This window comes from Actinomadura sp. KC216 (assembly GCF_004348535.1).
Classification (GTDB): domain Bacteria; phylum Actinomycetota; class Actinomycetes; order Streptosporangiales; family Streptosporangiaceae; genus Spirillospora.
On sequence record NZ_SMJX01000074.1, the window covers coordinates 10,614 to 31,013 of the forward strand.

A 20,400-nucleotide genomic window follows, 5' to 3' on the forward strand; every position below is an offset into this window, starting at 1 on the left:
CGTCGTTGGCCGGCGGGCGCCCACGCTCGAACACGCCGATCAGCGGCGGCGCCAGATGCGGTTGTGGGGCGACGACGGCGCCTCCGGCCTGGTCGCCTCCCACTTGCGGCGCCATTCGGACGCGTCAGGGCCCCGGGGCGCGCGGCGGCGGTCGGCGGAGTGCAGGGACGTCCACCAGTCCTCGTCGTGCTCGACCCACAGGCGGCCGATCTCGTCCTCCAGGCGGGCGTTGAACGCGCCCGTCGACTCGTCCGCGTCCGGGTCGAGAGGCTTGCCGTAGCGGACGGACACGACCGGCCGCCCCTTCTTCGGCCAGAACCCGCCGCGCGGCATCGCCTGGTACGTGCCGCGCAGCACCAGCGGCACGGCCGGGACGCCCTGCTCGCGGCACAGCAGCGACGCGCCCATCCGGAAGCGCCGGGCCCAGCCGTCCGTCGAGCGGGTGCCCTCCGGGTAGATGAGCAGGCTCCAGCCGTCCTGCAGCAGCTCGGACGCCAGATCCAGCGCACCGCCCGAGCCGCGCCGCTCGATCGGGAACGCGTTGAACGTCAGCGCGGTCGCGACCGCGCGCCAGCGGGCGTCGAAGAAGTAGTCGGCCGCCGCGGCGACCGCGACGCGGTTGCGGATCCGGGCCGGCAGCGAGCCGAGGATCAGCGGCGTGTCCAGGTGGCTCGCGTGGTTCGCCACGAACACGACCGGGCCCCTGAGCTCGTCGAAGACGTCCGCGCCGTGGATCTCGGGACGGGTCTGGCTCCACGTGACCGTCCGCAGGACGCCGTCGAACGCTACCTTCCGGGCCGCGATGGCGAGCGGCGTCCGCGCCCATTCGGTCGGGAACGGGCGGCTCTGCGGGACCTCCTGCCACGGCTGCGCCGACCGGGGCGCGGGGGCCCGGCCGCGCCAGTCGCGCCCGCGGCGCAGCAGCCGGATCTCCTCGGCGAGCTTCATCCGGCCGCGCTTGCCGGAGCCGCCGCTCATCGGACGTCCGCCAGCGTCATCGGCGGAGTGTGCAGGTAGGTGAGGGACGGGCTGCGGCCCACGGTCTCGCCCGCCATCTCCAGCGCGTCCGCGAGGGTGCTGGCCGCGCGGAACCCGAGCCGGGACGCGACGCGGCGGTCGGCGCCCACGCAGATGACGTCGCCGAGGTGCGACAGCGCGTGCGCGCCCCAGTACCACATGTAGAACGGGTGCACGCCGTGGTAGGCGTACGAGTTCCGGTACAGGTGGACGTACCAGGGGTCGGTCGCGTACTGCTCCTCGTACTTCGTCTCGATGGTCGCCGGGTCCGTCGTCTGCGTCAGCACCTCCTCGTAGAAGTCGATGTAGCTCGGGTGGTGCAGCGGATGGAACTCCGACTTCATCGGGTGGTACATGATCAGCGCGCCGCCCTCCCGGACGAGCGGCTTGTTCTTGTACATGTTGAAGTAGTAGCCGAGCCCCAGGCTGTACACGAGGATCGGGTTCATCACCGAGTTCACGTTGTACGGGCACAGGTACGGCAGGCCCAGCATGAGGACGTCCGACTGGCCCTGCACCTCGGTGAGCTGCTGCCGGTGCACGTTCGCGAGGGTCTTCTCGTGGACGAGGTCCGTCGCGCCCGCGTGCACCCCGGTGATCCCGTAGGGGGCGCGCATGCCCTGCCACACCTTGTGCCGGGCACCGGCCGGGGCGAGGTCGTTGGCGCGCTTGGCGGCGAGGAACTTCGCCTGGTCCTTGAGCGTCCACTCCCATTCGCGCTTGTTCAGGAACTCGAACGGCGACGGGAACTGGTCGTTGTTGACCGTGCACTCGATGTGGAACACCCGCACCGACTCCGACAGCAGCTTGTGCATCCGGTCGTAGGAGTGGTGCATCGCCGAGTTCGGCGGGTCGTTGAACGACCGGGACTCCCGCAGCGTGTGGACGTTGTGGTGGTGCCGCAGGCTCTTGTACGACGCCAGCCCCACCGACACCGACTTCGCGCCGCCGCTCATCGCGACCAGCGTGATGTTCACGTACACGATGAGGTCGCTCTCGGCGGCCCGCTTGTTGATCTCGACGTCCTCGCCGTGCCGGGTCTGGCCGAGCAGGGTGAGGTTGTCGCGGTCCTCGGCGTCGTGGTTCCCGAGCTTGTCGGGCCAGAACGAGTTGAAGACGCGCTCGCCGACGATGTGCTTGATCTCGGCGGGCGTCATCCGGCGGTGCAGCGCGTTGCCGGCGATCAGCTCGACGTCGTCCACCCCGGCGGCCGCGGCCATCTCCAGCACCTGCTCGATGACGCGGCCGCGGACGTCCGGCGCGCGCATCGGCGGCAGCGGCAGCGACAGGTCGTCGAACACGATCGTCAGCCGCATGCCGGAGTGCAGCAGCTCGGGCAGCGGCTCGCTGCCGAGCGGGTTCAGCAGCGCGTCGCGGATCCGGCCGGTGACGTCGCGGATGCCGGGCAGCGAGTCCGGCGGGTAGATCACGCGGGTGCCGAGCGGGAAACGCTCCAGCCGGAACCCTTCTCCTTCGTGCACGAGAAGCGGAGGCGTCCGCTCGTCCACCTCCAGCACGAGTCCCGGTCTGCTCATCCAACGGCTCCTTCGCGATCGAGGTGGTCGGGGGTTTCGCCAAGCGAGGGTCGGTCCCCGTTCTGGGGGTCGAAGGCGATTTTGACGCTTCCGGAGCGTCCGGCCGACAGGGCGTGCGACAGCGCGTCCCGCCAGCGGGTGAGGGGGTAGACGCTGTCGACGAAGCCGTCGAGCGCGTCGTGCGAGGCCAGGTCGATCGCGGCCTGGAAGTCCTCCGCGCCGCGGCTGGCGTAGGAGCCGACGATGTTCAGCTCCCGGTACCAGGCGGGCGTCAGGTCGACGGGCTTGGCGGGCATGCCGGACAGCAGCACCGTCCCGCCCGCGCGGACGAGCCGCAGCGCGGTGTCGAGCCCCTCGCCGCCGGTGCACTCGACGACGATGTCCGCGCCGCCGAGCAGGTAGCCGGGGCCGAGTTCGGGACGGACGAGCGAGCCGCCCGTGATGCGGCGCAGCCCGCGGAGCGCGGCCGACGGGTCGATCGTCTCGGTGGCGCCCAGGGCCTTGGCGCGGCGCCGCTGGCCCGGGTGCCGGGCGATCACCGTGATGGGCCCGGCGGGCGTCAGCTCGCGCAGCGCGAGCGTGGTCAGCAGGCCGACCGTCCCGGCGCCGACCACGACGATCGACGTGCCGCGCGGCACGTCGATGCGGCGGACGGACCGCACCGCGCACGCGAGCGGCTCCGCCAGCACGGCCCGCAGTGACGGCAGCGACTCCGGGACCCGGTGCAGCTGGCTGAGGTGCGCGACCAGCCGCTCCGACCAGCCGCCGCCCGTGTCGGCGCAGAAACCGGTCTGGAGGCCGGAGGAGATCCGCCCGGCGTTCACGTGGTCGCAGCGGTTCTCGTTGCCCTCCGCGCAGGGCGGGCACGGGCCGGTGCCGCGGGCCCGGCACGGCAGGACCGGGTCGATGACGACGCGGGTCCCGGCGGGCATGCCGTCGCCCGCGTCGTCCATCAGCTCGGCGACGATCTCGTGGCCGGGGACGAACGGCATCGAGGTCAGCGGCCCCAGGTACGGGGACACCTTCCCGGCGGCCATCGACAGGTCGGAGCCGCAGATCCCGGACAGGACGGGACGCAGCCGCACCCAGTCGGGGCCCGGCGTCCCGGGCGGCGGCTTCGACGTCAGCCGCAGCGGCGCCAGCGACGGGACGGCGGCCGAACGGAGCCGTCCCGGCAGGCGCGCGGCGGCCAGGTAGCGGGCCGGGGAGCGGTGGTACTCCAGCGCCAGGATCATCGGACCCCACCTTTCTGAGCCTCGCCTTGAAGGGCGGCGTCCAGGAGCGTGGAGACGGCGCCGGAGTCACCGTCCCAGTCCGCGATCGTCCAGCGCTGCCGTTTGGCGTGCCGGTAGAGGCGGGCGTCGGGGTTCACGGCGACGGGGTTCCCGACCTGCTGGAGGACGGGGAGGTCGGAGTAGTGGTCACCGTACGCCCAGCTTCCGGACAGGTCGACGCCCTCGTCGCGCGCCCAGGCCCGCAGCCACGCGGCCCGGGACTCGCCGATGAGCGGCGGCTGCTCGAAGCTGCCGGTGCAGCGCCCGTCGACCACGCGCAGGTGAGCGGCCAGCATGTCGTCGAAGAGCGTGCGGAGCGGCTCCACGAAGACGTCCAGGGTGCCGGTGAGCAGGACGGTGCGGTGCCCGGCCGCGCGGTGGTTGCGGATGCGGCGGATCGCCTGCGGCCAGGCGCGGCGCAGCAGCACGTCGCCCAGGCGGTCGCGGGCCAGCGCCCGCAACTGCTCCTCGTTCGCGCCCTCGTAGCGCTGGACGAACTCGCGCAGGAACTCGCCCCGGTCGCGGTGCTCGGTGCGCAGGTAGTGCGGGACCTTCCGCAGGACGGGAAGCAGGGTGCTCGGCCACGCCTTCAGCGGGGCGTCCAGAAGGCGGGCCCACAGGTGCGCCTCGACCACATCGGACGCGACGATCGTGCCGTCGAGGTCGAACACCGCGACGACGTCGCTGCGCTCCTCCAGCTTGGCGGCCTGCGGCTTCGGGCGCGCCGACGTCCCGATCGGGCGCGGCCGCGGGGACGGCTGCTGCGCGTGGCGGAACGCGGACGTCACGGCGGGACAGTGCACGTCGCGAAGGTAGTGCGTCCAGTCGATGACGGCCGAGTCGCAGCCCGCGCCTTCCGCCAGCGACTTGTCGAGCGCGAGCGTGGCGTTGTCGGCGTAGACGACCTCGGCCGCGCCGTACGCCCCGTACAGGTCGCGGTAGCGGCGCAGCATCCGGACCTCGCGGCCCTGCTTGTGCAGGTTGCGCTGCCAGCCGCGGGTGCGGTCCCCGCTCGGCAGCATCATCAGCGCCTTCTCGGCGACGTCCATCGCGCGTTCGGCGTGGCCGAGGAGGCGCTCCGCGCGGCCCTCGCTGAGCAGCGACAGCTCGCGCGGGCGGATCGCGCCGCGCCCGTCGGTGGCGGGCAGCGGATGCTGGTCGAAGTACTCCTTGACGAGCTCGATCAGCCGCTGCAGCGTCAGCGGGTTCCGGGCGCCGGACCCGACGTGGTAGTACGCGGGCGAACCCGGCTCCGGCGGCGCGGCGGCGGCGGCGAGCAGCGCGCTCACCACCAGGTCGACGGGGATGATGTCGACGATGCCGTCCGGGATCCCCGCGAGCGCCCGCAGCATCCCCTGGCCGTAGGCGAGGATCAGCGGGTCCGCCATCTTGAACCCGTCGATCCAGCCGGGGTACGGCAGCTTCAGGGCGCTCTCCACGATCGCCGGGCGGACGATCGACAGCGGCACGTCGCTCGCCGTCTGCTCCGCGGCGCGCTCGCCGAGGGCCTTGGTGAGGGTGTAGACGTCCGGCCAGCCGAGGCTGCGGGCCCGCTCGCGCCCGTACGCGATGAGCCGGTCGTCGACCTCCTCGCGGCGGCGGCGCTCGGTGTCGGCGGCGACGGCGGTCGGGCCCGCCTTGCCCTGCTCCTTCAGCGCGGCGGCGCGCAGCCGCCCGAGGACCTCCGGGCGCCGCGAGTCGCGCTCCACCGACCGGCGCGCCTCGACCGCGCACTCCAGCTCGGTCTCCCAGTCGATGGCGTGGTCGAGGGTCGTCTCCGGGACGATCCCCTTCCGCGACCCCGCCACGTACGCCGTCGACACGTGCACGATGTGCGGCGTCTTCCCCGCCCGCTGCCCGGCCCGCCGGACGGCCTCGTACAGCTCGACGGTGCCGACGACGTTCGTCTGGAACGCCTCGTCGATCGGCGGGTCGAACGACACGATCGACGCGCCGTGGATGACGGCGTCGATGTCGTCCGGCAGCTCCGGCACGGACTCGGTGAGCTCGGCCGGCACCACCCGCACCCGGTCCCGCACGGCGGCGCGGGCGGCGTCGTCGCCGACCCGCTCCCGCCACGGCCAGAACACCGGCTTGTCGACCAGCTCGTCGAGCCGCTGGTCCGCGGTGACGCCCGGTCTCTCCCGGAGCACCGCGACGACGCGGGTCTCGGGGTGCTCGGACAGGACGCGCTCCAGCAGCGCCTGCCCGATGAAACCGGTGACGCCGGTGAGCAGGAGTGTCTTTCCTGCCAACCGGTCCTCTGCGGGCCCGTCGTGTGCGGGGGTGTTAGTCATGCGGCCTGTGTCTCCCTGTGTACGCCGGCGTGGGCGAGCGCCCAGTCGGAGGCCATCTGGGGTATGCGGTGGCGCGGGAGCCGTTCCAGCGAACGTCGCCGCGCGTCCTCCGCGAGGGTCGCGCCGGCGAAGCCGGGGAGCTGCGCGATGGTGGCGTCGAGGCGGCGCAGCCGGTCGAGGCCGTCGTCGTCGCCGAACAGCCAGACGAGCGCGAAGTCGCTCTCGTCCTGCGGGCGGAGGCCGGTGCCCACGGGGGCCCAGAGGCGGTGCATCGCCCAGCGCGCCATCCGCCGCGCCCGCGCGCTGCGCTCCAGCCGGAGCCGCGCCTGCGCCCGGTAGAACGCGAAATGGCGGCGCTCGTCCTTGATGATGCGCCGCAGGATGTCGCGGAGCACCGGGTTCCCGCTCTTCTCGATCATCGACTGGTAGCTGTTGATGGCGCTGAGCTCGTTCATCGCGCCCCACGTCATCTGGATCGCGATGAAGTCCTTCGACAGCGCGGAGCCGACCATCGAGGCGAGGTGCCCGGTGTAGACGCCGCGGCCGAGCGCGCGGCGGATCCGCTCATTCCGGGCGACCTTGGTGGGGTACGGCGAGCGGGCGTTGACGCGCTCGCGGTCGGGCGCCAGCGTGAAGCCGGCCTCGCCGAGGAACCGGGAGAACGCCTCACCGTGCCAGAACTCCTCGTAGATCCAGCAGCTCATGAACGCCGTGATCTCCGGGTCGAACGCGGCCCGCGTCGCGAGCAGGTCGCGGGCGTACATCACGGTGTGGGTCTCGATGTCCATCATGAAGGTCAGCGTGCGCGCCTCCGCACCCGAGACGGGGTAGGAGGAGATCGTGTCCCACTCCACCCCCGACAGATCGACCGCCTTGGAGTTGCGCACGTAGCGGTCAAGGTCGAAGTCCTGCTTCATGACCGGAACGCTAGGCACGGAAGGGGAGGGGCGAATCCGTCATGTGACGGGGTACTTCCCCGGTGCCCGAACCCGCAGCTAGAGGCACCTCTGCGACGAGTGTGAAACCGCCCTTCCCGTCCGTCCCGGCGGAGAGGGAGCCGCCGAGGGCGCCCGTGCGGGCCGTGAGGTTCGAGAGCCCCTTGCCAGTGCCGGGGTCGGAGCCCGTGAACGACGGTGGGATGACGCCGTCGTTGTGGACCGTGAGCCGTACGGCGCCGTCCTGGACGGTGACCGTGACGGCGCAGTGCTCCGGATGCGCGTGCCGCAGCACGTTGGTGACGGATTCGCGGAGGACGGCGGCGAGCACGCCGTCCACCGGGGAGGAGGGTGGGAGGTCGGCCTCGTCGGGGAGGTTCACGTGGACGTCGGCGCCCGCGGCTTCGAGCGCGGCGCGGGCTGACACCGCCTCGTCGCGGAGGGAGAGGGATCGGTCGTCCTCTGCGACCGCGCGGGCCTCCGCTCGCGAGCGCTCCGCCAGGTCGGCCAGCTCGCCGATCTCGGCGGCGGCGCGGGACGGGTCGGAGGTGACGAGCCGCCGCGCCAGCTCCGCCTTCACCGTGATCGTGGACAGGCCGAGGCCCAGCAGGTCGTGGACGTCGCGGGAGATGCGCAGCCGCTCGTGCAGCGCCGCCATCCGCGCCAGCCGCTCCCGGGCGACGTCGACCTCGCGGGCGAGCATCGGCAGCCGGTACAGGGCGTAGACGACCACGCCGATCTGCACCGAGATCGCGGACGTGTAGAGGTAGAAGAGCGTGCCGTGCGACGCCCAGAGCGCGGGGACGCACCACGCCACGATGGTGAGGGAGAACAGGATCCAGGCCCAGCGTCCGCGCGCGACCAGGAGGACGGAGCCGGTCGCGAGGGACGCCATCGTCGCCCAGTCGGGGCCGAACAGCGCGTACGGGACGAAGACCAGCAGGATCTGCGCGGAGAGCGTCCATGCCCAGGCGCGGGGCCGCCGCCTGCGCAGGACGGTCGAGGCGTGCCGCAGGACGAGCGCGGAGATCGCGGCCGTGACCGCGACGGCCGCCGCGGTGGCGCGCCAGGAGCCGTCCGTGCCCGCGTAGACGTAGATGACCTGCTGCCAGGCGAACCCGGCGGTCAGGATGAGGATGATCGTCCAGGCGAGGCGGGACTGCGTCACACGGCCGGGCCGTTCCCGGCGGCGCGACGGGCCCTGCAGCGCGCCGACGATCGACCGGACGTCCGTCGCCGCCCGCCGTGCCGTCCGGGCGACCTCCTCCATGTCGTCGCGGGCTGCGGGCGCGTCGACCGGCAGCCGGTCGCGGGCGCGCCGGCTCAGCTCCTCGATCCGGGTGAGCGCCGCGCCCAGCACCGCGCGGAGGCTGCCCGCCGCCTCCAGCCGCTCCCGCGCCGCCGCGGCCGCCGCGAACTGCGCCCGCGTCGCGTGCAGCTCCCGGACGAACCCCGACAGCCGCGTGATCGCGTACATCGAGATGCCGACGTTCACCGTCGCCATCACGCAGAACGAGACGTCGACCGCCGACCAGCCCTGGTAGTAGCGCAGCAGGCCCTCACCGGCCGCGACGCCCGCGACCATGAACCACGACAGCGGCGGGCGCAGCAGGAGCAGCATCGACCCGGCGAGGAACCCGCCGACGACCGGATACCAGTCGTTGCCGAACACCAGCAGCGGCAGCAGCGCGAGCGCGGTCTGCGTCGACAGGTGCGTCCAGATCACCCAGCGGCGGGGCCGCTGCGACCTCGGCCCGTACAGGACGAGCAGCCACTGCACGCCGAAGATGCCGATGATCACGATGGTGGCGGACAGCAGCATGTGGGACGGGCCCGTCTCCGCCTGCTTCACCAGCCGCGTCTGCAGCATCAGGACGAGGTACATGCCGGTGATCGTGCGCGCGAAAAGGGGCGTCCGACCGGCGAGGCCACCTGGCCCCGCCGGCGCGCCTCCGTGCTGCGCGGCCTCGTCCTGTCGCGCCCTGGTCACGCTCTGCTCACCGGCCCCCCAACGCCGTCCCATCGGATGATGAAACGCCGGGGCCGCCGGATCAAGGGAAATAAGCGCTTGAATATTTTCCTGGAGCTACTTTTGTGGCGCGAGCGTCAGGCGGGAACGTGTCTGTGCAGCTCCGCGCGGGACGCGACGCCGAGCTTCGGGAACGCCTTGTAGAGGTGGTAGGCGACCGTCCGGTGGCTGAGCCGCAGCCGCGCCGCGATCTGCCGGTTCGTCGCGCCGGTCATCGCCAGCCGGACGACCTGCATCTCCTGCGCGGTGAGCTGTCCGGGAAGGTCGTCGCCGCCCGTCCGGACGCCGCCCTGCCCCGCGGCCCGCAGCTCGCTGCGGGCCCGCTCCGCCCACGGGGCCGCGCCGAGCCGCTCGAAGATGTCCAGCGCGGCGCGGAGCCGGGCCCTGGCCTGCGCGCGGCGCCGCGACCTGCGCAGCCACTCCCCGTACAGCAGCTCCGTGCGGGCGCGCTCGAACGGCCGCCCGCCCTCCCGGTGGGACGCGAGCGCGAGCGTGAAGTGCCGTTCCGCCTCGTCGGGGTCGTCGGTGAGCAGGGCACGGAAGCGGGACGCGACGCCGTCGAGCCACGGCTGCCCGGCGTCGCGGGCGAACGCCTCCAGCCGCGCCATCGGCTCGGTGCCCGCGCCGGGACGGTCCGCCGTGATGGCGGCCCCGACGGAGTCGATGAGCGCGAGGACCTCCGGTGGGCCGGTCGTGGCGTCCCGGTTCGCGTCCTGGAGGTGTTCGAGGGCGTCCTCGGGACGGCCCAGGCCGAGGGCGAGCAGGCCGAGCGCGTCACCGGCCCGCCCGTCCGCGGAGGCGGAGAGCGCGCGGCAGCCGACTTCGTCGCCCTCGATCGCCGCCTGGCGCGCCTGGATCGACTTCACCACGGCCACCTGCCGCCGCTGGCCCGTCCGCTCGGCGATCTCCAGCGCCTCGCGGGTCAGGGCGCGGGCCTCGTCGTGCTCGCCGAGGAAGAGCCGCGACCACGCCTGGACGGCCAGCGCGCGCGGCACGAGGCCGAGCAGCCCGCGGCGGCGGCAGCGGGCCACGAGGTGCGCGGACATCTCGGCCGCCGCCGCGTCGTCCCCGGCCAGCAGGGTGACCTCGGCGGCGAGCAGCCGGAGCCGCTCGTCCTCGGGGCAGGTGTCGGTGAGCAGGTGCCGGGCCTTGGTGACGTCCTCGTCGAGCAGTGCCGAGAGAGCCTGGAGCATGACGGATCCGGCTGTGAGCCCGTCCCTTGCCTGGACGGCCGTCGCTCGATCGCCGCACGACCACGCGTGGAACACGGCCTCTTCGAGCAGCCGCGCGCGGACGGGCTGGGCGCTGTAGGTGAGGGCCCGTTCCAGCAGCAGTCGGCCTGCGGCCTGCGGGACGCCGTGCTCCAGCTCGACCCCCGCCCGGACGATGTCGACCCGCGCCCGCGTCTCGTCCGCATCGCCCGCGAGGGCGGCGTCGTCGGCCAGGGACCTGGCCTGGACGAGCCGCCCGGCGGCCAGTTCCGCTTCGGCGGCGGCGGCGAGGCGGCGGGCGCGGACCTCCGGGTCCCCCGCGAGGCGGGCGGCGCGCTCGTAGGCGGACGCCGCGCCGGACGGGCCCGACCTTTCCCAGATGTCGTCGGCCGCGGACTCCAACTCGGCGCCGACGGTCTCGTCCGTCCCGAGGGCCGCGGCGGCCAGGTGCCGGACCCGCAGGTCGGCCTGCTGGTCTGTGCGGCCCGCCCGCGCGTGCACCTCCGCCAGCGCCCGGTGGACGGCGATGCGCCGCGTGACCGGAACGCCCTGGTACGCGGCGGCGCGGAGCAGAGGATGCCGGAAACCGATCGTGGTGCGGGTCACGGCCACCACGCCCGCGTCCTCCGCCGCCTCCAGCGCGCCGAACGGGACGCCGAGGTCCCGGGCCGCCTGGACGACCACGCCCGGCTCGCCGGAGTCGTCCGCGGCGGCGACGGCGAGCAGCAGCCGCGCCGGTTCGGGCAGGTCGCGGATGGCGCGCTCGAACTCCGCCGGGACGCCGGCGAGACGCCCCGACCCGGCGGCGGCGAACTCGATGAGGGCGAGGGGATTGCCGCGCGCCTGCTCGACCAGGTCGTCGCGCCGCTCGGCGGGCGTCTCGGGGGCGCGTTCGTCCAGGAGGCGGGCGGCGTCGGCGGCGTCCAGGCCGGTCAGGGGGAGCTCGGGGAGGCCGGTACGCGACCAGCCGTCGCCGTCCCGCAGCGCGATGAGGAAGACGATGCCGCGCGAGGCGGCACGGCGGGCGGCGAACAGGAGCGCGTCCGCCGATTCCCGGTCGAGCCATTGCGCGTCGTCGATGAGGCAGAGAAGTGGAGTGCCGGCCGGTTCGGCGAGGAGCGTCAGGAGGGCCAGGCCGATGAGGAGCTTGTCACCGGAGCCGGGCCGGGCCAGGCCGAGCGCGACGCGGAGGGCGGCCGCCTGCGGGCCGGGCAGGGTGTCGATCTGGTCGAGGCGGTCGCTGAGCAGGAGGTGCAGCGCCGCGAACGGGATCCCGGACTCCGCCTCGATCCCGCTCCCCCGCAGGACGCTCATTCCGCTCCCGCGCGCCTCGGCGTGGTCGAGCAGCGCGGTCTTCCCGATCCCGGCCTCGCCCCGCAGGATAAGGACGCCGCCGCCCCCGCCGGAGCGGGCGCGGTCGAGGAGCCGGTCGATCTCGGCGACCTCGGCCGCGCGTCCGTGCAAAGGTTCCCCCACCATGCTCCGGAGCCTGTCATCGCGCGTCAGCACCGGCCAGTGCGGTGCACACCGATCCGCATGTGAATCGTCCGGGGGTCGGCCCATGCGTTTCTCATACGCGCCCCAAACATGGATCTTGCTCACACCCAGCCGAACTCTCCGGCGATGCGGACGGCGTCGATCCGGTTGCGGGCGTTCAGCTTGGTGATGCAGCTCGCCAGGTAGTTGCGGACGGTCCCGACCGTGAGGCTGAGGGCGAGCGCGATGTCGTCCACGTCCGCGCCCTCGGCCGCCAGCCGCAGCACCTGCGCCTCCCGCGGCGTCAGCGGGCTCTCCGGCTGCCGCAGCGCCACCAGCGCGAGCTGCGGGTCGACCACCTGCTCGCCCGCCGCGACCCGGCGGATCGCGGCGGCCAGCTCGGCGGGCGGCACGTCCTTGAGGACGAACCCGTTCGCGTGCGCGTCCAGCGCCCGTCGCAGGTCGCCGGGACGCCCGAGGCCCGTCAGCATGAGCACCCGGCACTCCGGCAGCCGCTCGTGCAGCTCGGCGGCGGCGGTGACGCCGTCGACGCCGGGGAGGTCCACGTCCAGGACGGCGACGTCGGGCCGGTGCCGCAGCGCCGCCTTCATGATCGCGTCGCCGCTGCCGATCTCCGCGACGACCTCGAGGTCGGGCTCCAGACCGAGCAGCCCGGCCAGGGCGCCGCGCAGCAGCGCGACGTCCTCCGCCAGCAGGATCCGGATCGTTTCGGGCACGGTAGGAACCGTATCTAGTGGCCCCGCGCCCAGCGGCGGGGTGTCCGCCGGCGGCCGCCTGACGTCACCGTTCAAACCCGTCATCGATGATCACGTCCTCCACGATCATCCGGCCGGGGTCGTCCGCGGCTCGCGGAAGACCGCCCTGATGAACAGCTCGGTGTGGCGCAGCGCCCGTTCCCGGGCGTCCCGCCGTTCCTCGGGTGCGGCGTCGGCGTGCAACCACAGTAGCCGCGCCTGGCCGATGGGTCCGAACAGCGCCCAGGCCAGGTCGGCGGGACGTCCGAGGTCTTCCGGGATCCAGCCCGCGTCGATCCACTGCTGGAACAGCGTGCCCGTCTCCTCCATGGACCGCGCGATCGTGTCGCCCAGGGCGGCCCGGTGGACGAGCCCGTCCCGGACCATCAGGCTGATGAACAGCCGCCCGCTGGGCGAGTCCCAGGCGTCGAGGACGTGCCTGACCAGCGCGCGGACGTAGCCGGGCGGGTCGCGGTCGGCGAGCTCCTGCCCGAGGCTCTCCTGTCCGGCGACGAGCCCCTGCGGCCCGAGCTTCGCCACGGCCGCCTCGAAGATGTCCTGCTTGCTCGCGAAGTGCGCGTAGAGGACGCTCTCGCTCAGCCCGACCTCGCGGGCGATCGCGCGGATCGAGGTGCCCGTGTACCCCTTCTGCGCGAAGAGCCGCAGCGCCGCCTCGACGAGCTCGGACTTGGTGTCCCCGGCCTGCGTCTTCGGCGGACGCCCCGGCCGCCGCCGCGCCTGCCCCTCCGGCCTTATCGACACCGCTCGCTCCCTCCCCGTTCCACCTGACCCGTTCGTATTACAAGTGCAGCGTGCCGGACAGGTCCACCGGTCTGCCCGGTGGACCTGCCTTCGGCGGTGGCGTCCTCCCTCATGAGCTCGCGGCGGGTTCCGTCGCGGCGCCGTGGTTGCGGCCCGCGAGCTGCCGCGCCTTCGCCGGGACGAGGACCAGCGCGAGCCCGGCCGCGGCCCACACCGCGAGGACGAGGAGCGGCGACCCGATCGCGTTGCCGTCGAAGTAGATGGTGTTCCGCACCGCCTCGATGGCGGCCGCGACCGGCAGCCACTCGCCGATCGCCGCGAACCACTGCGGGATGAACTGCGGGCCGATCGGTCCGCCGCTCGCCGGGACGCCGATCGGGATGAGCACCAGCGCGGTGAGCGCGAGGGCGGGCGGCCCCGCGACGCGCAGCGCGCCCGCGGCGAACGAGGCGACCGCGAACACCAGCAGGCTGCCGAGCCCCCACAGCTCCAGCGGGGCGCCGGCGAGCGCGCCGGTCAGCCCGGCGGCGACCCAGGCGTTGACCCCGCCGAGCGCGATCGACCCGGCCGCCAGCAGCCCGAGCCGCTGGAGGGCACCGGCCTTCGGGAGCGCGACCGCGAGCATGACCGCGAGGATCACGGCCGGGATGACGGTGGTGATCACGAAGAAGATCGCGGAGACGCCGTTGTTGTCGTCGGCGGGCAGCGGCCGGACGTCCTCGACCGTGACCTGCTGCCCCGTGGCCTGCCCGACCCCGTGGAACGCCGCGGTCAGCGCGGCCTGCTCGATCTTCCCGTTCGCCCCCGCGAGGACGAGCTTCGCACCGCCCTGCCCAGGGACGAAGACCGCGTCGACCTCGCGCTCCAGAAGCGCATCCCGCGCCTTCTGCTCATCGCTGTAGGCCGTGAGGTCGAAGGCGCCGTCGGCCTTCTTGTCCATCATCGTGCCGAGCCGGTCGACCGCGGCCTCCGGCGCGACGACGGCGACGGGCACGTCGTGCGGCTCCAGGTGGTGCAGGGCCCCGAGGAACGACCCCGTGAAGATCAGTCCGATCAGCGACACCACCACCATCACGGCGATGGGCTTGCCCTTCTCATGCATCGCTCTGCCTCCTTGCTCGATGCCGCGTCTGGCTGCACATCTAAAATAATCGCTCGTTCGATTAATTACTAGGGCGCGTGCATGAGGCTGGTCACATGGCGGATGCGAACCGGCGCGAGGCTTCCTAGATTCGGCATCGCGCACCCGGTCCCCGGTGCGCCGAGTCACGGGAGGCTGCGTGTACTACGGTGTCTTGTCGCACACGGTCGGGCCGCTGCTCCGCCTGCTCCTGCGCCCGCGGGTCGAGGGCAGGGAGAACATCCCGGCGGAGGGGCCGTTCATCCTGGCGAGCAACCACCTGTCGATGGCCGACAGCTTCGTCCTGTCACCCGTCATCCCCCGCCGGCTGTGGTGGCTGGCGCGGGCCGAGTACTTCGAGCTGCCGGGCCCGGCCGGACGGGCGATCCGGTGGGCCATGTTCGCGCTGGGGAACGTCCCGATCAGGCGCGGCCCCACCCGCGCGGCCGTCCGCGCGCTGGAACAGATGGTCGGCTACCTCGACGCGGGCGGCGGCGTCGCGATCTACCCGGAGGGGAGCCGGTCCCCGGACGGGCGCCTCTACCTCGGACGGCGGGGCGTGGCGTGGCTCGCCCTCAAGTCGGGGGCCAAGGTCGTCCCCGTCGCGCTCGGCGGGACGGACCGCATCATCCCGCTCGGGACGTGGCGCCCCCGCCTGAACGTCCGCCCGACCGTCCGCTTCGGCGAGCCGATGGACTTCTCCCGCTACAAGGACCTGCCGCCGGGGCAGGCCCGCCGCGTCATCACCGACGAGGTCATGGACGCCATCTGGAAGCTGTCCGACCTGGAATGGGCGGGCACCCTGAACCCCCGCGCCGACGACGAATAGGACCGCTCACGTCAGGACGTGCTCGGTGAGGAGCTGCTCGAACTCCCTCTCGAACTGCTCGTACTGGGCGCGGAGCGCCGGGCCGGGCCACTCGGCCGGGAGCAGTTCCGCCGGGAGGAGCGGGTCGTTCATCAGGTGGCGGAGGACGGCGGCGGCGAGCGTGAAGCGCTCGGCGATCGCGGTGGCCTCCGTCAGGGACGTGCCGAGGGAGCGCGCCTTGGCGGCCCAGGCGTCGAGGTTCCAGAGGTCGGCGGCCAGCGCGGCGGGTTCCTCCTCCGGGCGCCCGCGCAGGAACGTGCATTGCCGATCGACGATGTCGGGACGCGACCGGGTCAAGTTGAACGGGCGCAGCCAGGTGCCCTCGCGCAGCTCGGCGAGCCGGAGCGCGGACATGGCCTGCCGGAGCGCGGCCCGCTCTCCTGCGGGACGGCGCTCGGCGGTGATGACGGCGATCTCCCACGTCCCGTCCCAGGGCAGGGCCGGGGGCAGGCGGCTCTCGTCCTGCCGGGCCTGGCGTTCGAGGAGGCGCTCGCTGAGCGAGTACGAGCCACCGGACTGGACGAGATCGCCCGAATTCACCATCCGCGAGAGCGCGACCCGGATCGTTCCCTCGGCGATCCCGAACAGGTCGCCGACGCGGACCAGATAGCGGGCCGGGAGCCGTGGCGGATGGACTCCCAGGAGCGTGCTCAGCACGACGGAGCGGGCGGTGAGGGGGCGGATCTCCAGGCTTTCCATGCTGGTCGAGACTTTATCCGGGTCGGTGGAGAGGCTCCCCAGATTACAGTCTTCCATCACATGAAGCTGGAGCGTAATGTCAGGGTATGGCGTCCTATCTGACCGAGCCGTTCGACCGGCTTCCGTTCGGGAGCGCGGAGAAGTCGCGCCGGTACGCGACCGAGCGCTACCAGGGGGCTGTCGGCCTCAACTGGTACGACTGCGACCTCACGCTGCGCTTCCTGATGCGCCGCCACCTCGGGGACGGTTTCGGCTGGGCCGAGCCGCGGCTGCGCGAGATGGGCGCGCTGATGGGCGGCCCGATCGCCGAGCGGGCCGAGGAGACCGACCGGAACCCGCCGCGCCTGGAGAAGTACGACCGGTGGGGACGCGACATCAGCCTGGTCGTCATGCCGCCGTCGTTCGAGGCGGCGCGCAGGGACCTCGTCGCGACGTCCTTCACGCGTCCCGATTTCGTCGCGGAGGCTGCGGCGAACGGCGTCGACCCGGCGCCGCTCGGCGTGGCTTGGAGCTACCTCCTCGACCAGGCCGACATCGGCATGGCGTGCGCGCTCGGCACCGGCGGCGACATGGTCGTCGCGCTGACCGAGCAGTTCGCGCCCGACGACGTCAAGGCGCGGGTGCGGGAGCTGTTCGCGGAGGGGGAGATGTCCGGCGAGGCCGCGCAGATGCTCACCGAGCGCTCGGGCGGCTCCGACCTGGGCGCCCTGGAGTCCACCGCGTCCCGCGACGGCGACGCCTGGCGGCTCAACGGGCTCAAATGGTTCGCGTCCAACGCCAACGGCTCGGCGTTCGTCGTGCTGGCCAAGCCCGTAGTGGCCGACGACGGCGTGCGCGGGATCGCGCCGTTCCTGGTCCTGAGGGAGCGGCGGGACGGCTCGCGCAACGGCGTCCGGATCCGTCGCCTCAAGGACAAGCTGGGCACGCGCTCCGTGGCATCGGCGGAGATCGAGTTCACGGACGCGGAGGCGTTCCTGCTGGCCCCGTCCTCAAGCGCGGGCCAGGGCGGCGACGGCAAGGGCCTCGCCCGCATGATGGAACTGACGAACAACGCCCGTCTCGCCATCTCGATGATGGGCCTGGGCTGCGCCCGCCGCGCCCTGGTCGAGTCGCTCTGCTACGCCACCACGCGCGAGGCGTTCGGCGCGCCGCTCGCCGAGCAGCCGCTGATGCGGCGGAAGCTCGCCGAGCTGATCGTGGAGACCGAGGCCGTCCAGGCACTCGTGTTCGACGGGTACCTGGGCCGTCCGAGGCTGCGCGTCGGCCCCGCGCTGATCAAGCTGCGTGCGGCACGGCTCGGCGTCACCGCCGCGAGCGACGCCATCGAGATCCACGGCGGGAACGGCTACATCGAGCAGTGGCCGGTCGCGCGCATTCTCCGGGACGCGCAGGTCAACCCGATCTGGGAGGGTGGCGACAACATCCTGTGCCTGGACGTCCGCCGCGCCATCGAACGCCAGGACGCGCACGAACCGTTCCTGGACCGCCTCACCGAAGCCGTCCAGCAGGCCCCGCCGGGCGACGACGCGACCGCCGACCTGGTCACCGACCGCATAGCCCGCCTCCGCGAGGCCATAAACAGGTGGCGCGGCCTGGACAGAACCGTGGCCGAGGCGCGCCTCTACCCCCTGGCCCAATACATGGCGGACGTCTACGCGGCCGCACTGCTCCTGGAACAGGCCGGGTGGGAACGCGCCGACACGGGTACGGACCGCAAGGCGCTCGTCGCACGGCTCTACGCCCGTTCCCGCCTGGCCGACGCGGGCCCGCTCCGCGGCATCGACGGCCCGGCAGAGGAGCAGGAACGCTTCAAGGACCTGGCCGACGGCGCCCTGATCGACACCCGCGACTGACCGGAGGCCCAGGTGGCGGTGCGAACCGAACGGAACGGCCCGGTCACCACGGTGATCATGTCCCGTCCCGGGACCCGGAACGCCATCGACGGCCCGACCGCCCGCGAACTGGCCGCCGCCTTCCGCGCCTTCGACACCGACGAGACCGCGAGCGTGGCCGTCCTGTGGGGCGACGGCGGGACGTTCTGCTCCGGCGCCGACCTGACCTCGATCGGCACCGAGACCAGCCCGCGCGTCGACCCGCCCCCGGCGGACGCTCCGCTCGGCTGCACCAGGCTCCGGCTGTCCAAACCGGTGATCGCGGCCGTCGCCGGGCACGCCGTCGCGGGCGGGCTGGAACTCGCGCTCTGGTGCGACCTGCGCGTGGTCGAGGAAGACGCGACGTTCGGCGTCTACTGCCGCCGCTGGGGCGTCCCGCTGGTAGACGGCGGGACGTTCCGCCTCCCCAGACTGATCGGCACGAGCCGCGCCATGGACCTGATCCTCACGGGCCGCCCGGTGAGCGCCGCAGAGGCGTTCGGCATCGGCCTGGCGAACCGTCTCGTCCCACCGGGAGAGTCCCGTCGCGCGGCCGAAGAGCTGGCGGCCGAACTGGCCGCCTTCCCCCAGGCATGCCTGCGTAGCGACCGCCTGTCCGTCCTGGACACGGAGGGCCTGCCGGACGACGAGGCGATCGCCGTCGAGCACCGGCACGGCCTCGGATCGCTGGAGGACGCGGTCAAGGGCGCCGCGAGATTCGCGCAGCGCCGCGGTCCGGGCGAGTAAGTTGATCATTACCGGAGACATGCTCGAACCGACCCAGGAGCCGACGCATGACGCTCACCGTGGACGAGGCCGGACTCGCGATCGCCGACCCGAAGACCTACGCCGACGACCGCCGCCTGCACGAGGCGCTCGCACTGCTGCGCCGCGAGTCCCCGGTGCACCGCGTCGACGCGCCCGGCTACAACCCGTTCTGGGCCGTCACCAAGCACGAGGACATCATGGAGGTCGAACGGAACCATGACCGGTTCCTCAACGCCCCACGCCCGCTCCTCGCCACCGCCCGCTTCGACGAGCTGAACCGCCAGCGCGCCCAGGACGGCATCGCCCTGCGCACCCTCGTCCACATGGACGACCCCGACCACCGCGTCTTCCGCGCGATCGGCGCCGACTGGTTCCGGCCCCGGGCGATGCGGGATCTGGAGCCCCGCGTCCGGGAACTCGCCCGCCGCTACGTCGACCGGATGGCGGAGGCGGGCGGCGAATGCGACTTCGCGCGAGAGATCGCCGCGAACTTCCCGCTGTACGTGATCCTCTCGCTGCTGGGGCTGCCCGAAAGCGACTTCGACCGGATGCTGAAGCTCACGCAGGAACTGTTCGGCGGCGACGACGACGAATACCGGCGCGGTGCGTCCGAGGAGGAGAAACTCGAAGTCCTGCTTGAGTTCTTCGCCTACTTCCAGGAGCTGACGAAGGAGCGCCGCAAGAACCCGACCGGCGACCTCGCGTCCGCCATCGCCAACGCGCGCGTCTTCGGCGAACCGCTCAACGACTTCGACACCGCGTCCTACTACGTCATCGTCGCGACGGCCGGGCACGACACCACCAGCGCGACCATCACCGGCGGCCTGCACGCGCTGATCGAGCACCCCGACCAGCTCGACCGGCTCCGCGAGAACCCCGAGCTGATGCCGCTCGCCGTGGACGAGATGATCCGCTGGGTCACGCCCGTCAAGGAGTTCATGCGCACCGCCGTCCACGACACCGAACTGCGCGGCGTCCAGATCCATGCGGGCGACGCGCTGCTGCTCTCCTACCCGTCCGCGAACCGCGACGAGGACGTCTTCGACGACCCGTTCCGCTTCGACGTCGGCCGCGACCCGAACAAGCACCTGGCATTCGGCTTCGGCGTCCACTACTGCCTAGGCGCGGCACTAGCCCGCATCGAGCTACGCGCCTTCTTCGAGGAACTTCTACCCCGTCTGGAATCCATAGAGCTGGCAGGAGAACCCGTCGGCATAGCGACAACATTCGTAGGCGGCCTAAAACGCCTCCCCGTCCGCTATTCGTTGAGCTAGCGGACGCGATGCAGCAACTCCTCACCCTGAGCGAGCCGCCGGCAGTTCTCCACCGCGACCGCGAAATACCGATCCCAGGTCTCACGCGTCAGCCACGCCACATGCGGCATGACGACGACGTTGCCGAGCGCCATCAGCGGGTTGCCCGCGCTGACGGGTTCGGTCTCGAACACGTCCAGCCCGGCCCCGCCGAGACGCCCCGACTCCAGTGCCGCCACCAGCGCGGCTTCATCGATCACCGCCCCGCGCGCCGTATTCACAACAATGGCGCCCTCCGGCAACAACGCGAGCCGCTCGGCGTCCAGCAGATGATGGGTATCGTCCGTCAACGGCACATGCACCGACACGATGTCACTTGACCGGAGCAGCTCGTCCAACTCCCGCCAGGCCGGATCGACCCGTGGCCGCCGCGACGTGAACAGCACTCGCGCGCCGATCGCCTCCAGCATCCCGCGCAGCAGCGTCGCGATCTCACCCCCACCGAGCAACCCGACCGTCCGCCCGGCGAG

General features: G+C 72.7%; 16 protein-coding genes. 4 read left to right on the top strand and 12 right to left on the bottom strand.

Translation table 11 applies throughout. The features are described from left to right. Positions 1-39 precede the first annotated feature (39 nt). The 10 genes from E1264_RS15465 to E1264_RS15510 form a co-directional block, all read right to left on the bottom strand. Positions 40-978, bottom strand: coding sequence for a lysophospholipid acyltransferase family protein (locus tag E1264_RS15465; protein WP_207935936.1), 939 nt, complete (start codon positions 976-978; stop codon positions 40-42). Then, the gene (locus tag E1264_RS15470; RefSeq protein ID WP_207935937.1) at positions 975-2,552 is read right to left on the bottom strand and encodes a lactate racemase domain-containing protein; all 1,578 of its coding nucleotides are present in this window, start codon (positions 2,550-2,552) and stop codon (positions 975-977) included. Before E1264_RS15470 ends, E1264_RS15465 begins: the two co-directional genes overlap by 4 nt. After that, positions 2,549-3,787 carry a zinc-binding dehydrogenase gene (locus E1264_RS15475; protein ID WP_132173967.1) on the bottom strand — a complete coding sequence of 413 codons (1,239 nt, stop codon included), beginning with the start codon at positions 3,785-3,787 and terminating at the stop codon, positions 2,549-2,551. The genes E1264_RS15470 and E1264_RS15475 overlap by 4 nt, the downstream gene beginning before the upstream one ends. Further along, on the bottom strand, positions 3,784-6,123 hold the full coding sequence (locus E1264_RS15480; RefSeq protein WP_132173969.1) for an HAD-IB family hydrolase: 2,340 nt from the start codon (positions 6,121-6,123) through the stop codon (positions 3,784-3,786). Before E1264_RS15480 ends, E1264_RS15475 begins: the two co-directional genes overlap by 4 nt. Next, complete coding sequence (locus E1264_RS15485; protein WP_132173971.1) at positions 6,120-7,040, bottom strand: ferritin-like domain-containing protein; 921 nt, start codon at positions 7,038-7,040, stop codon at positions 6,120-6,122. The genes E1264_RS15480 and E1264_RS15485 overlap by 4 nt, the downstream gene beginning before the upstream one ends. A gap of 10 nt (positions 7,041-7,050) precedes the next feature. Continuing rightward, entirely contained in the window at positions 7,051-9,048 is a 1,998-nt protein-coding gene (locus E1264_RS15490) for a histidine kinase (RefSeq protein WP_132173973.1), read from the bottom strand. Positions 9,049-9,164: 116 nt separating this feature from the next. Further along, on the bottom strand, positions 9,165-11,777 hold the full coding sequence (locus E1264_RS15495; protein ID WP_165964197.1) for a LuxR family transcriptional regulator: 2,613 nt from the start codon (positions 11,775-11,777) through the stop codon (positions 9,165-9,167). Positions 11,778-11,896: 119 nt separating this feature from the next. Further along, positions 11,897-12,511, bottom strand: a complete 615-nt coding sequence (locus tag E1264_RS15500; RefSeq protein ID WP_243710948.1) for a response regulator transcription factor — start codon at positions 12,509-12,511, stop codon at positions 11,897-11,899. Positions 12,512-12,616: 105 nt separating this feature from the next. After that, positions 12,617-13,291 (bottom strand): TetR/AcrR family transcriptional regulator, encoded by a 675-nt coding sequence (locus E1264_RS15505; RefSeq protein ID WP_207935938.1) that lies wholly within the window; start codon positions 13,289-13,291, stop codon positions 12,617-12,619. A gap of 109 nt (positions 13,292-13,400) precedes the next feature. After that, a complete protein-coding gene (locus tag E1264_RS15510) occupies positions 13,401-14,393 on the bottom strand; it encodes an ABC transporter permease (RefSeq protein WP_132173979.1) in 993 nt (330 codons plus the stop codon). A 178-nt stretch (positions 14,394-14,571) separates the two neighbouring features. Between E1264_RS15510 and E1264_RS15515 the strand changes: the two genes are divergently transcribed. After that, the gene (locus tag E1264_RS15515; RefSeq protein WP_132173981.1) at positions 14,572-15,240 is read left to right on the top strand and encodes a lysophospholipid acyltransferase family protein; all 669 of its coding nucleotides are present in this window, start codon (positions 14,572-14,574) and stop codon (positions 15,238-15,240) included. A 6-nt stretch (positions 15,241-15,246) separates the two neighbouring features. On the opposite strand, the gene E1264_RS15520 is transcribed toward E1264_RS15515, so the two are convergent. After that, positions 15,247-16,035, bottom strand: coding sequence for a PaaX family transcriptional regulator C-terminal domain-containing protein (locus E1264_RS15520; RefSeq protein ID WP_207935939.1), 789 nt, complete (start codon positions 16,033-16,035; stop codon positions 15,247-15,249). Between the two features lie 29 nt (positions 16,036-16,064). Between E1264_RS15520 and E1264_RS15525 the strand changes: the two genes are divergently transcribed. Genes E1264_RS15525 through E1264_RS15535 form a run of 3 tightly spaced genes read left to right on the top strand, consistent with a single transcriptional unit; the run spans position 16,065 to position 19,891 of the window. Further along, entirely contained in the window at positions 16,065-17,831 is a 1,767-nt protein-coding gene (locus tag E1264_RS15525) for an acyl-CoA dehydrogenase family protein (protein WP_132173983.1), read from the top strand. Between the two features lie 12 nt (positions 17,832-17,843). Continuing rightward, positions 17,844-18,596: a crotonase/enoyl-CoA hydratase family protein gene (locus tag E1264_RS15530; protein ID WP_132173985.1), complete on the top strand. Its 753-nt coding sequence runs from the start codon at positions 17,844-17,846 to the stop codon at positions 18,594-18,596. 47 nt (positions 18,597-18,643) lie between these two features. Then, positions 18,644-19,891 carry a cytochrome P450 gene (locus E1264_RS15535; RefSeq protein ID WP_132173987.1) on the top strand — a complete coding sequence of 416 codons (1,248 nt, stop codon included), beginning with the start codon at positions 18,644-18,646 and terminating at the stop codon, positions 19,889-19,891. On the opposite strand, the gene E1264_RS15540 is transcribed toward E1264_RS15535, so the two are convergent. After that, positions 19,888-20,400 (bottom strand): NAD(P)-dependent oxidoreductase (locus E1264_RS15540; RefSeq protein WP_279490767.1); only part of this gene is annotated, 513 nt, incomplete at its 5' end. The two genes, E1264_RS15535 and E1264_RS15540, sit on opposite strands and share 4 nt — an antisense overlap.